The sequence below is a fragment of the Oceanicaulis alexandrii DSM 11625 genome (assembly GCF_000420265.1).
GTDB lineage: Bacteria > Pseudomonadota > Alphaproteobacteria > Caulobacterales > Maricaulaceae > Oceanicaulis > Oceanicaulis alexandrii.
Window position 1 is genome coordinate 95,742 of sequence record NZ_ATUP01000001.1, and the last position, 11,985, is coordinate 107,726.

Here is an 11,985-nt window from a genome sequence, read left to right on the forward strand (position 1 = left end):
TTTTACGAGTTGCGTTCGCAACGCTGGCCATTGCGGGCCGTGAAACTGATGTCATTCGCCTGAGCGCCTTGAAGCACTTCAGGCGGCGCATCCGCCATGATGGTCAGCGGGCCATTCACCTGCCCCCGCACGACCACACGGCGCGCACAGATCGAACCGCCGACAGAGCGGCCGTTCAGCTCGACCAGACCGTCTTCTGGGTCCAGCCGCCCTCGCCCCGGGTCCACATTCAGAACCATGGGCGCGTTGAGATCGCCATTGATCCAGACAGACCGGGCGCTCAGATCCAGACGCCCATCAATGACGCCGTCCTGTTCAAAGTCGGCGACATTGGCGCGCACATCACCCTGAACATGACTGTCGCGATCCAGTTCCAGATCCGCTGCTGAAACATCGATATCAGCAAAAGAGCCGGACAGATGCGCATCCGCGACCTGTGCAAACAGACGTCCGTCCAGGCGGCCGTCAAAGTCCAGATCCGCAGCCCGGATTTCCGCGCCTCCGCCTATGCTGCCGCGCCAGGCGACATCGGATGCGGTGAGCGTCACCGGTCCGTCCACATCACCCGTGAAGGCGATGTCGGCCGCCGTGATCGCCACAGCGCCGGCGTGAAAATCGCGTGCGATGAAATCGGCTGCACTGACCCGCAGCCGGCCTGAGACTTCTCCGGACACGCGCACATCGGCGCCCGCCAGTCGAAAATCACCAGGCTCATCCAGAACCGCTGTAAAATCCCCGCCCCTGAGACTGCTGTCGCTGCTCGAGGCGTAAGCCGGCGTTCCGATCGTTACATCTATGCAGCCGGTCAACGCCAGGACGCTGGCGACGGCTGTGGTGAGAAGGAGACGTGTCATTTCGGGTTCCCCGATTTTTCTTATATGACCAACCTTATCGAAACTCGATATCATATCGAAACTCGATAAGGAAGCGAAATTTTTCGAAAAACGATAAATATTTTCATTTCTCGGGCCCAATTTGCTCAAGTCACAAAGAAGGCGGCCCGTGAAACGGACCGCCTTTATGGGTGCTCTCAGGCTGTGTTGAGGCGTGCGCCATACAAGCGCCGCATGGCCTCCCCGATCAGTCGGGGCGAAGCGTGTCGAGAATTTGTGCGTCCACCCAATAGATATCGACATCAGGCAGGCCGTCCCCGTCAGCAGAACCAATCAACCTGTGAAAGAAGAGATACCGGCCATCCGGGGTGACGCTCGCAGAAGCCTCCCAAGCGGGCGTATTGATCGCTTCGCCCAGATTGATCGCCGGCCCCCAGTCCCCGTCCGCCTGCCGGAAACTGATATAGATGTCCGAGTCGCCAAATCCGCTCGGCCTGCGGCCATCCCATAAGATGTAGGACTCATCAGGCGCGATGAAGGGGTGAGCGTTGAAAGTTCCCGTATTGATCGCAGCGTTGAAAGGTCTGGGCGCTTCGCGAACGCCCTCAACCAGCCGTGAATACCTCAGCACGCCATCCCCGTCCGCGGAGCCGATTTCGTCAAACACATAGGTTCCGGCGGATGACGTCGTGAGACGCATGATCTGGAAGTCATCGAACGGCTGCCCCAGCGAGTATATCTCCGACCATCCAGCATCTGTGCGCTCCATATAGCGCCCGCCCAGATGCAGCGTGTCTCCATCAGGAGCGACGAAAGGCTGACCGACCCGAGGCGACAGCACCGTCTCGCGCCAGTCGGCATCCTCATATTTGAAAACGACGAAGTCCTGGGCGCTGCTCTCATCTCTGCCGCGGATGAAGTAGAAGGCGTCCATATCCGGTGAGAAAACGCCGCCATATTCATAGCCAGGAGACGACACCAGGCCGGGGGCGAAGGGTTCCGGGGTCAGACCGGGCGGCGGCTGGTCCAGATAGGGAGCCAGGGAAGGAGGTTGTGCTATGGCGGATCCAGCCTGTCCGGCAGCGCCAAACCCCGCCACCAGCACAAGATACAAAACGCCCGTCCGTACGATCTTCATGCCCTGCTCCGCTGTTGTCTGACATGCATGAGTTTTAAGCGCCGCAGGTTTAGCGGATCGAGTGAACTCTATGTGAGATTACAGACGCCGAGCACAAAAAGGGCGGTCAGGTGACTGACCGCCCTTCACATGTCTCAGCTAAAGCTGTCAGAGCGAGTCGCAACGCTCGCCATTGCGCGGCTCGAACTCGACCATGTCAGGTGACAGGCCGGCCGGCAGATCGGGCGCCGCATCAGCGCGAACCCGCAGGACCCCGCCCAAGGTGGCGCCGCGTTCAAAGATGACCTCATGCGCGCAGACATCACCGCCGACCGCCAGATGCCCCTCAATCACCAGGCGTGACTGGTCCTGACGTTCACGACCCAGGAAATTCCGATCACGGCCCTGACCGGCGAAGCGAACTGGCGCAGCATGATCACCCTCAAGGGTCAAAGCGCCAGCATTGGCCGTCAGCTCAGAGGCGTACCGCCCTTGCAAGCGCGCATTGCCGGCGTTCACTTCAACAGGCCCCAGATAAACGCCATCCAGTTGCGCCGATCCGGCATTGATCTCACTGGCGCCGGCAACCTGACCGTCCACTTCGACGCTGGCGCCATTGGCTTCCAGATCGCCGCCAATATCAGCGCGCACATCCACGGAAGCGCCATTCATTTCGACCCAACCGCCGACGCGGCCTTCCAGCGTGACCGCGGCGCCGTTCATCGCCACATTGCCATTGGTGTCAACCGTGCGGCGGCCCGCCAGGCCGTCAAATGTGGTGGTGGGGCCGTCAGACGCCTGCACGCACCCTGCCAAAAGCACTGATCCCAAGAGGGCGCTCACACTCGTCCGTACCATGTCTGCTCTCCCAGAGTTGAAGTTCGCCCCGATTGGGGAGACTTGAAAGGAAGATGCAGGCTGCACGCAATCTGGATGCAGGGCGACTTAACTTTTAGCTATTGAGCGTGCGTCCATACGCGTCGAGCACGCTTTCCTTCATCATCTCGCTGAGCGTGGGATGCGGGAAGATGGTGTGCATCAACTCTTCTTCCGTGGTCTCAAGCCCCATGGCGACCACGAAGCCCTGGATCAGCTCGGTCACTTCCGCGCCCACCATATGCGCGCCCAAAAGCTCGCCGGTTGTCTTGTCAAAAATGGTTTTGACCAGGCCGTTGTCTTCGCCAAGCGCGATCGCCTTGCCATTGGCCGCGAAGTTGAAACGGCCGACCCGAATGTCGTAACCGGCCTCTTTCGCCTTGGCTTCTGTCAGCCCCACCGACGCCACTTGCGGGTTGCAATAGGTGCAGCCGGGCACCTTCAGCGTGTCCATCGGATGGACGTTCTCGAGACCGGCGATCTTCTCGACGCAGATGACGCCCTCGTGCTCGGCCTTGTGCGCCAGCATGGGCGGGCCGGCCACATCCCCGATGGCGTAAAGCCCGTCCACATTGGTGCGACCATAGCCGTCAATCACCACGCAGCCGCGCTCGGTCTTCACGCCCAGATCTTCCAGGCCGAGACTCTCGATATTGCCCTGAACACCCACCGCCGAGATCAGGCGATCCGCCTTGATCTCTTGGGTCTTGCCGTCAGACGTCTCCACATGAGCGGTCACAGCGTCTGAATGCTTGTCGACTTTCGTGACCTTCGCCTCAGTGATGATGTTGAGCCCACGCTTTTCCAGCGCCTTGCGCGCGATCTTGGAAATCTCCGCGTCTTCTACGGGCATGATCCGGTCCATCAGCTCGACGACCGTCACATCCACGCCCATGGACAGATAGAAGCTGGCGAACTCGATGCCGATCGCGCCTGAGCCCATCACCACCAGGGATTTCGGCAGTTTTTTCGGCTTCATCGCCTCAAAATACGTCCAGATCAGCTCGCCATCCGGCTCGATTCCCGGCAGAGCCCGCGGGCGGGCGCCCGTGGCGATCAGGATGTGCTTGGCGGTATAGCTCCCCTCGCCCAGCGTGTTCTTGGGCTGGGGGTGCTGGGGCTCGACGGCGGGCTTTGAGGGTTTGGAGACCTTGATCTCGCCTGGCTTGGTCAGCGTCGCCTCGCCCCAGATGACGCTGATCTTGTTCTTCTTCATCAGCATGCCGACGCCGCCATTGAGACGCGCCGAGACCTTGCGGGAACGATCGACCACGGCATCCACATCGGGCTTCATCTCGCCATCCAGCACCAGGCCATAGGATTTGGCGTGATTGGCGTGATCCAGGATTTCCGCCGAGCGCAGCAAGGCTTTCGTCGGGATGCAGCCCCAGTTCAGACAGATGCCGCCCAGATGCTCGCGCTCGACAATCGCGGTCTTCAGCCCCAGCTGCGCGGCCCGGATCGCGGCCACATACCCGCCCGGCCCGGAGCCGACGACGATGACATCAAAGCTGTTTTCCGACATGGGGTTCTCCGCGAATGATGGATACCCCCTCTTACTCCGCCGCGCAGCCCGACGCCACCGCCAGAGGGCGCCCTTCCCATGAAAAGGCCGTCAGTCCATGCTGATCAGAAAAACGGGAGGAACCATCCATGACCATCAGAGCCATCCGCACGCCCGATACCTGGTTTGAAACCCTGCCAGGCTACGACTACACGCCGCACTATGTTGACGATCTGCCCGGTTATGTGGGCTTGCGCATGGCCTATGTAGATGAGGGCCCCAAATCCGGCGCGCCCGTGTTTCTCTGCCTGCATGGGGAACCCAGCTGGGGCTATCTGTATCGAAAGATGGCTCCGGTCTTCCTAGCTGCTGGCGCGCGCGTAATCATTCCAGACCTGTTTGGCTTTGGACGGTCCGACAAGCCGGTGGACGATGAGGTCTACACCTTCCACTGGCATCGCAACGCCCTGAAAGCGTTTCTGGATCGGATGGATCTCACTGATATCTGTCTGGTCTGTCAGGATTGGGGCGGACTATTGGGGCTGACCCTGCCGATGGATTATCCTGACCGTTTCAGCCGGCTTCTGGTGATGAATACCGCGCTCGGCGTCGGCAAAGGCGCCAGTGAGGGTTTTATCGCTTGGCGTGATTTCATGGCGAACACTCCTGATCTGGATTTGGCGGGACTTATGCAGCGCGCTACGCCGATCCTGACTGATGCGGAAGCCAAGGCCTATGCCGCCCCCTTCCCCGATGCGACCTACAAGGCCGGCGTTCGTCGTTTTCCCGCCCTTGTGCCGATCAGCCCGGACATGGAGGGCGTTCAGACCAGCCAGCAAGCATTGCGGTTCTGGTCAGAGGACTGGACCGGCGACAGCTTCATGGCGGTGGGCATGCAGGATCCAGTGCTCGGACCGGACACCATGGCTTGGCTCAGAAGCGTCATCAAAAACTGCCCCAAACCGCTGGAAATCGCTGAAGGCGGCCATTTTGTCCAGGAATGGGGCGAGCCCATCGCCCAAGCGGCTCTCAAACACTTTGGCCTGACGGATTAAGCGCTCTCAAACAATGAAGAAAGGGGCGGGTCAAGGCCCGCCCCTAAATCTACATCAGCATGGTGATCGGGTCTTCAATAAAGCCCTTGAAGGCGGACAGCCAGCGCGCGCCGTTCGCGCCGTCCACCACGCGGTGATCACAGGTCAGGGTGACCGTCATCACGGTCGCTTTCGCCAGCGCGCCATCGGTGATCACCGGACGCTCCTCGCCCGCGCCGACGCTCAGGATCATGCCCTGGGGGGGATTGATGATCGAGGAGAAGGAGGCGATGCCGAACATGCCCAGATTGGACAGCGAGAAGGTGCCGCCCTGATATTCTTCAGGCTTGAGCTTGCGATCCCGCGCGCGGGTGGCGAGGTCTTTCATTTCAGCGGAGATCTGGGCGAGACCCTTCTGATCCGCATCCTTGATGATCGGGGTGATCAGACCGCCCTCGATCGCCACGGCGACGGAGACGTCGGCGTGCTTGTGCAGAGCGATGCGGCCATCCTCGATCCAGCTGGCGTTGGCTTGCGGGACTTTCTTGAGCGCCAGACCGGACGCCTTGATCAGGATGTCATTGACCGAGACCTTCACGCCTTCAGGCGTCTTGGCGTTGATGTCCTTGCGGAATTTCAGCAGCGCATCCAGACGGCAATCCACATTGAGCGGGAAGTGCGGAATATCGCGGAAGCTCTCGGACAGGCGCTTGGCCGAGATTTTGGTGATGTTGTCGGCCTTCTTGATCTCATAGCGGTCCGCGCTGATGCCGTATTGGGCCAACGGTTCATGCTCATCGATCGGCTTGGAGGGCTCAGATTTCGGCGCGTCAGATTTCGCGGCGGCTTTGTCGTCCGCCTTGCCGACGCCGCTCTCCTTGGCCTCTTCAATATCGCGTTTGACGATCCGGCCTTTCGGGCCGGAACCCTCGAGCGCCTTGAGGTCCAGCCCGGCATCCTTCGCCATGCGGCGCGCCAGTGGCGACGCCTTGATGCGGTCGCCGTCCTTGTCAGATTGGGCGGCGGGCGTTTCAGATTTGGCTGATGCGTCAGATTTGGCCTCTGACGCTTTATCGTCGCTCTGGGCTTTGTCGTCAGACGCCTTGGAATCCGCATCTCCGGACGACGCGCCCTCGGCGCCCTGGGGCGTGTAGCCGTCCAGCGCGCTCTTGTCCTCGCCCTCTTCAAGCAGGAGGCCGATGGGTGCGTTGACCTTGACGCCTTCAGAGCCCTCTTCGACGAGGATCTTTCCCATCACGCCTTCGTCGACGGCTTCGACTTCCATCGTCGCCTTGTCGGTTTCGATCTCGGCGATCACATCACCGGAGCTGACGGTATCGCCTTCTTTCACCGTCCATTTGGACAGCGTGCCCTCTTCCATGGTGGGCGACAGGGCGGGCATCAGGATTTCGATGGGCATCAAAGGGCTCCGTCAAGCAGAACCGCCCGGCCGCGCGTTAGAGCGCAACGTGGAGCGGGCGAAAAAAGTCAGGAAGAACAGCGCGATATAGACAACCACAAGCGCGCCGTTCATCGAATTCTGGATCAGCGTGTCGATCCCGGTGAGCGCATTGTTGAGCGCTGCATCCCCGGTGGGCGACAGGCCGACGGACTGGTCCAGCTCGATCAGCGTCTGGACAAATCCGTCATGGATACGTTGCGAGCCGTAGGCGACCCGCCCCAGAAAGGCGAGCACCAGGGTGAGGAAGAAAAACGAGAAGAGCCGCAAACCGAAACCGGCATGGCGCAGGAACACCCACACCGCCACCACATACGCCGACACCACCGTGAAGAAGACCTGGACTCCGTTTAACAGGATGTCCTGGTACTCCACCATTTGTTCGATGACATCGGCCTCGGTCATGCGGCGTCTCCTAGTCCGCGTAGCATACCTGCTTGGCGGCCTTGATGATGTCCTCGACGCCCGGCAGCGACAAGGCTTCAAGGTTCGCCGCATACGGCAGCGGCACGTCTTTCTGGAACACCCGGGTCGGCGGGGCGTCGAGATAATCAAACGCGTCCAGCGTCACCCGCGCAGCGATTTCCGCGCCGACGCCATGCTGGCCCCAGCCCTCTTCCGCGCAAACGATGCGGTTGGTCTTTTTCACGGACTCGATAATCGTATCGGTGTCGAGCGGACGCAGGGTGCGCAGATCGATCACCTCGGCCTCGATCCCCTCTTCAGACAGTTTTTCAGCCGCTTTCAGGGCGAAGCCCACCATGCGCGAATGCGCGGTGATGGTGACGTCAGAACCTTCGCGGCGCACTTTCGCCTTGCCGATGGGCAGGACGAAATCATCCATGTCGGGGATTTCGAACGTCTCGCCATACATCAGCTCGTGTTCGAGGAAGACGACCGGGTTCGGGTCACGAATGGCGGCTTTCAGAAGCCCCTTGGCGTCCGCCGCATCATAGGGCGCGATCACTTTCAGGCCGGGCACAGACGCATACCAGGCTGAATAGTCCTGGCTGTGCTGGGCGCCCACGCGAGACGCCGCGCCGTTCGGGCCGCGGAACACCATCGGGCAGCCCATCTGGCCGCCGGACATGTAAAGGGTCTTCGCGGCCGAGTTGATGATGTGGTCGATCGCCTGCATGGCGAAGTTGAAGGTCATGAACTCGACGATGGGCTTGAGGCCGCCGAACGCCGCGCCGACGCCGAGACCGGCGAAGCCGTGCTCGGTGATCGGGGTGTCCACAACGCGCTGGTCACCGAATTCCTCCAGCAGCTCGCGGGTCACCTTGTAGGCGCCTTGATACTGGGCGACTTCCTCGCCCATCACGAACACCCTGTCGTCTGCGCGCATTTCTTCCGCCATCGCGTCGCGCAGGGCGTCGCGGATGGTGATTTCCTTCATCTTCGTCCCTTCAGGAATGTCGGGATCGGAGAGGGTCTTGCCCTTGGGCTTTTGCGGCGCTTCCGCTTTGTCTTCTGATTTGGACTCCGCCGCCTTTTCAGATGCGTCGTCCTTGGCGTCGGATTTCGCGTCAGCAGCGCCCGCGTCATCGGCTTCCGGGTCATAGCCCTCAAGCGCGCTGTCGTCCTCGCCCTCTTCCAAAAGGATCGCGATGGGCGCGTTCACCTGAACGCCTTCGGTCCCCTCATCGACGAGGAGCTTGCCGACCTTGCCCTCTTCAACGGCTTCGACTTCCATCGTCGCCTTGTCGGTCTCGATCTCGGCGATCACATCGCCGGAATTGACCTGATCGCCGGGTTTGACGGTCCATTTCGCCAGCGTGCCTTCCTCCATGGTGGGAGACAGGGCGGGCATGAGCACTTTGATTGGCATGTGTCTTAACCCTCGATCAGAACGTCGGTGTAGAGCTCGGACGGATCGGGCTCGGGGCTGTCCTTGGCGAAGTCGGCGGATTTGTTGACGATCGCCTTCACCTCTTTGTCCATCTCCTTGAGCGCGTCCTCGTCAGACCAGCCCTTATCCAGGATGATCTTGCGCGCCAGGTCGATGGGATCCTTGTGATCGCGAATATCATTGACCTCATCGCGGGTGCGGTATTTCGCGGGATCGGACATGGAGTGACCACGATAGCGATAGGTCTTCATCTCGAGGATGAACGGCCCTTTGCCGGAGCGCGCGTGCTCGACAGCGCGGCTGGCGGCGTCATAGACAGCCGTCACGTCCATGCCATCCACTTCCTCGCCGGGAATGCCGAAAGACGCGCCACGCTTGTGCAGATGCGTCTCCGAGCTGGCGCGCGCGACGGACGTGCCCATGGCGTACTGGTTGTTCTCGATGATGTAGACCACCGGCAGATCCCAGAGCTTGGCCATGTTGAAGCTCTCATAGACCTGGCCCTGATTGGCCGCGCCGTCGCCGAAATACGTCGCGCAGACCTTGCCGTTCTTCTTGTACTTGTCAGAGAAGGCGAGCCCGGTGCCAATGGAGACCTGGGCGCCGACAATGCCATGACCGCCGAAGAACTGCTTGTCACGCGAGAACATGTGCATGCTCCCGCCCTTGCCTTTGGAATAGCCGCCTTCACGACCGGTCAGTTCGGCCATCACCCCGTTCGGATCCATACCCGTGGCGAGCATGTGGGCGTGGTCGCGATAGCCGGTGATCACCTGATCACCCTCTTCCAGCGCGCCCTGCACGCCGACCACGACCGCTTCCTGGCCGATATAGAGGTGACAGAATCCCGCGATCAGCCCCATGCCGTAGAGCTGGCCGGCTTTTTCCTCAAAGCGGCGCATCAGCAGCATGTCTTTGTACCAGCTCATCAACTGGTCTTGAGAGACTTCGGATTTCTTGGAGCGCGCGGAGGAGGACTTGTTCGCGGCGCTGGTCGAGCGTTTCGTCGCCATATATTTCACATGCGAACCAATGGGTTCGCACTCCCTGTTGACGTCACTCCAGCCTTTAACAGGGATGATGAGATCACGTAAAGCACGCAAATTATGTTGCGCGTGCGAACAATTAACCGTGATCGGAGGAATTAGCCGCCATATTCAGGCTGCGCGCCGCGATCAATCTGAACAACAATTTCGTCAGGATGGGCGAAACGCAGCACCGCACGGGCGCGTTCTTCGAGATAATCGACATCCACAGACCCGTCCGGGCCGTCCGCCTTCAGGCGCGCGACGCGATCTTCCATGTGCTGACGGGTCGAACGCACCTCAGCAAGCTCGGCTTCAGCTGCCGAGATTTGCGCCTGAATGCGCAAATGATTGAGATAGCCCTGCTCGCCATGGAGCGCGTGATAGCTGAGATAGCCAATCACCAAAGCCAACCCAATCAAGGGGATGAAGCGCTTCAGCACCTTCATCATAACCCATCCATCCACCGCCCGCCTTTTGCGGATCGTTCTGAAGGGACGATAGGCAATCTCAGTAAAGGAAGAGTTATGGCGAATCAGAAATCAGGTGATTCGTCAGATTGTAAAGATATTCAAGAAAAAACGGCTCGGGCGGACCCGAGCCGTTTCACGTCATTCACTCGCACGCTGCGGCTTAGCTGGCGGCGATCGCCGTGCGGCCGGCATAGATCGCAGCATCGCCCAGCTCAGCTTCAATGCGCAGCAGCTGGTTGTATTTCGCGGTGCGGTCCGAGCGCGCCAGGGAGCCGGTCTTGATCTGACCGCAGTTCAGCGCCACGGCGAGGTCGGCGATGGTGGTGTCTTCGGTTTCGCCCGAACGGTGGCTCATCACCGCGCCATAGCCAGACCGCAAGGCCATTTCGACCGCATCCATGGTTTCAGACAGGGTGCCGATCTGGTTGACCTTGACCAGCAGCGCATTGGCCGCACCCACTTCAATGCCATGCGCCAGACGCTCAGGGTTCGTCACGAACAGATCATCGCCCACCAGCTGCACATCGCCGTCCAGCATGGAGGTGACGGCCTTCCAGCCTTCCCAATCGTCTTCGGCCATGCCGTCCTCGATGGAGATGATCGGATAGGCCGACGCCAGCTCTTTCAGGTATTCAGCGAACTCGTCAGAGGTGCAGGTGCGCCCTGCCCCTTCCATGACGTATTTGCCGTCCTTGAAGAATTCGGTGGAGGCCACGTCGAGCGCCAGGGTGACGTCTGAGCCCGGCTCATAGCCTGCGGTCTCGATCGCTTTCATGATCGTATCCAGGCACGCCTCGGCGCTTTTGAGGTTCGGTGCGAACCCGCCCTCATCACCCACATTGGTGTTCAGGCCGTCGGCTTTCAGCTGGGATTTCAGCGCGTGGAAGATCTCCGCCCCGCACCGCAGCGCCTCGGAGAAAGTCGCGAGCCCGGTCGGCATGATCATGAATTCCTGAAAATCCACCGGGTTGTCGGCATGCGCGCCGCCATTGAGGATGTTCATCATCGGCGCCGGCAGGACGCGCGCATTGGCGCCGCCCACATAACGATAGAGCGGCAGACCGGAGGCTTCCGCCGCGGCCTTGGCGGTGGCCAGAGACACGCCCAGAAGCGCGTTGGCGCCCAGGCGCTCCTTATTCTCGGTGCCGTCCAGGCCAATCAGAAGCTCGTCGATCAGGCGCTGCTCGCGCGCATCAATACCGGCGATGGCTTCAAAGATCTCGGTCTCGACCGCCGTGACGGCTTGCAGCACGCCCTTGCCCTTGTAGCGGTCGCCGCCATCGCGCTTTTCAACAGCTTCGTGCGCGCCGGTAGAGGCGCCGGACGGCACCGCGGCGCGGCCCATGGAGCCGTCTTCCAGGAAGACGTCCACTTCCACAGTCGGGTTGCCCCGGCTGTCGAGAATTTCACGGGCGGCGATATCGACAATGGCGGTCATGGCGCGGACGTCCTTCAGGTGAGAGCAAGCCGACGCATCCCCGCCCCGGCCTGTGAGCTTTTCATGCGCGCTTCATAGCCGAGGCGCGTAAACGCGAAAAGCCCTGCACCGGGTATGGTGCAGGGCTTTTTCTGTCAGACTGCGCGCCGCAAATGCAGCGCGGTGTCCGGCTTAGTCGTCCTGGCCATCCAGAACCTGACGACCACGGTACATGCCGGTCTTCAGGTCGATATGGTGCGGACGGCGCAGTTCGCCGGAATCCTTGTCCTCGATGTACGCCGTCGTGCCGATGGCGTCGTGCGCGCGACGCATGCCGCGCTTGGACTTGGTGACTTTATGCTTAGGGACCGCCATCGGTCTCTCCTTAAGTTCTC

The 11,985-nt window shown here is 60.8% G+C and carries 12 protein-coding genes; 1 reads left to right on the top strand and 11 read right to left on the bottom strand.

Features of this window, described 5'->3' with window-relative positions:
• Positions 1–2: 2 nt before the first annotated feature.
• The 4 genes from G405_RS0100460 to lpdA all read right to left on the bottom strand — a co-directional run bounded on the left by G405_RS0100460 (position 3) and on the right by lpdA (position 4,351).
• Positions 3–854 (bottom strand): translocation/assembly module TamB domain-containing protein, encoded by an 852-nt coding sequence (locus tag G405_RS0100460; protein ID WP_022699526.1) that lies wholly within the window; start codon positions 852–854, stop codon positions 3–5.
• Positions 855–1,080: 226 nt separating this feature from the next.
• Positions 1,081–1,971, bottom strand: a complete 891-nt coding sequence (locus G405_RS0100465) for a TolB-like translocation protein (protein WP_022699527.1) — start codon at positions 1,969–1,971, stop codon at positions 1,081–1,083.
• Between the two features lie 147 nt (positions 1,972–2,118).
• Positions 2,119–2,808, bottom strand: a complete 690-nt coding sequence (locus tag G405_RS0100470; RefSeq protein ID WP_156861296.1) for a hypothetical protein — start codon at positions 2,806–2,808, stop codon at positions 2,119–2,121.
• 94 nt (positions 2,809–2,902) lie between these two features.
• Positions 2,903–4,351 (bottom strand): dihydrolipoyl dehydrogenase, encoded by a 1,449-nt coding sequence (gene lpdA / locus G405_RS0100475; protein WP_022699529.1) that lies wholly within the window; start codon positions 4,349–4,351, stop codon positions 2,903–2,905.
• Positions 4,352–4,479: 128 nt separating this feature from the next.
• Here lpdA and G405_RS0100485 point away from each other — a divergent pair, with 128 nt between their 5' ends.
• A complete protein-coding gene (locus G405_RS0100485; protein ID WP_022699531.1) occupies positions 4,480–5,385 on the top strand; it encodes a haloalkane dehalogenase in 906 nt (301 codons plus the stop codon).
• 49 nt (positions 5,386–5,434) lie between these two features.
• On the opposite strand, the gene G405_RS0100490 is transcribed toward G405_RS0100485, so the two are convergent.
• The 7 genes from G405_RS0100490 to rpmF form a co-directional block, all read right to left on the bottom strand.
• The gene (locus G405_RS0100490; RefSeq protein ID WP_022699532.1) at positions 5,435–6,784 is read right to left on the bottom strand and encodes a pyruvate dehydrogenase complex dihydrolipoamide acetyltransferase; all 1,350 of its coding nucleotides are present in this window, start codon (positions 6,782–6,784) and stop codon (positions 5,435–5,437) included.
• 12 nt (positions 6,785–6,796) lie between these two features.
• Complete coding sequence (locus G405_RS0100495) at positions 6,797–7,228, bottom strand: hypothetical protein (RefSeq protein WP_022699533.1); 432 nt, start codon at positions 7,226–7,228, stop codon at positions 6,797–6,799.
• A 10-nt stretch (positions 7,229–7,238) separates the two neighbouring features.
• The gene (locus G405_RS0100500; protein WP_022699534.1) at positions 7,239–8,654 is read right to left on the bottom strand and encodes a pyruvate dehydrogenase complex E1 component subunit beta; all 1,416 of its coding nucleotides are present in this window, start codon (positions 8,652–8,654) and stop codon (positions 7,239–7,241) included.
• Between the two features lie 5 nt (positions 8,655–8,659).
• Positions 8,660–9,688, bottom strand: a complete 1,029-nt coding sequence (pdhA, locus tag G405_RS0100505; protein ID WP_022699535.1) for a pyruvate dehydrogenase (acetyl-transferring) E1 component subunit alpha — start codon at positions 9,686–9,688, stop codon at positions 8,660–8,662.
• 131 nt (positions 9,689–9,819) lie between these two features.
• Complete coding sequence (locus G405_RS0100510) at positions 9,820–10,152, bottom strand: FtsB family cell division protein (RefSeq protein ID WP_022699536.1); 333 nt, start codon at positions 10,150–10,152, stop codon at positions 9,820–9,822.
• A 181-nt stretch (positions 10,153–10,333) separates the two neighbouring features.
• A complete protein-coding gene (gene eno, locus G405_RS0100515; RefSeq protein ID WP_022699537.1) occupies positions 10,334–11,611 on the bottom strand; it encodes a phosphopyruvate hydratase in 1,278 nt (425 codons plus the stop codon).
• A 171-nt stretch (positions 11,612–11,782) separates the two neighbouring features.
• A complete protein-coding gene (gene rpmF, locus G405_RS0100520; RefSeq protein WP_022699538.1) occupies positions 11,783–11,965 on the bottom strand; it encodes a 50S ribosomal protein L32 in 183 nt (60 codons plus the stop codon).
• Positions 11,966–11,985 lie beyond the last annotated feature (20 nt).

Bases quoted from the DNA above. Each gene is read 5' to 3' on its own strand.
- G405_RS0100460 (WP_022699526.1), bottom strand. From the start codon at position 854: ATGACACGTCTCCTTCTCACCACAGCCGTCGCCAGCGTCCTGGCGTTG.
- G405_RS0100465 (WP_022699527.1), bottom strand. From the start codon at position 1,971: ATGAAGATCGTACGGACGGGCGTTTTGTATCTTGTGCTGGTGGCGGGG.
- G405_RS0100470 (WP_156861296.1), bottom strand. From the start codon at position 2,808: ATGGTACGGACGAGTGTGAGCGCCCTCTTGGGATCAGTGCTTTTGGCA.
- lpdA (WP_022699529.1), bottom strand. From the start codon at position 4,351: ATGTCGGAAAACAGCTTTGATGTCATCGTCGTCGGCTCCGGGCCGGGC.
- G405_RS0100485 (WP_022699531.1), top strand. From the start codon at position 4,480: ATGACCATCAGAGCCATCCGCACGCCCGATACCTGGTTTGAAACCCTG.
- G405_RS0100490 (WP_022699532.1), bottom strand. From the start codon at position 6,784: ATGCCCATCGAAATCCTGATGCCCGCCCTGTCGCCCACCATGGAAGAG.
- G405_RS0100495 (WP_022699533.1), bottom strand. From the start codon at position 7,228: ATGACCGAGGCCGATGTCATCGAACAAATGGTGGAGTACCAGGACATC.
- G405_RS0100500 (WP_022699534.1), bottom strand. From the start codon at position 8,654: ATGCCAATCAAAGTGCTCATGCCCGCCCTGTCTCCCACCATGGAGGAA.
- pdhA (WP_022699535.1), bottom strand. From the start codon at position 9,688: ATGGCGACGAAACGCTCGACCAGCGCCGCGAACAAGTCCTCCTCCGCG.
- G405_RS0100510 (WP_022699536.1), bottom strand. From the start codon at position 10,152: ATGATGAAGGTGCTGAAGCGCTTCATCCCCTTGATTGGGTTGGCTTTG.
- eno (WP_022699537.1), bottom strand. From the start codon at position 11,611: ATGACCGCCATTGTCGATATCGCCGCCCGTGAAATTCTCGACAGCCGG.
- rpmF (WP_022699538.1), bottom strand. From the start codon at position 11,965: ATGGCGGTCCCTAAGCATAAAGTCACCAAGTCCAAGCGCGGCATGCGT.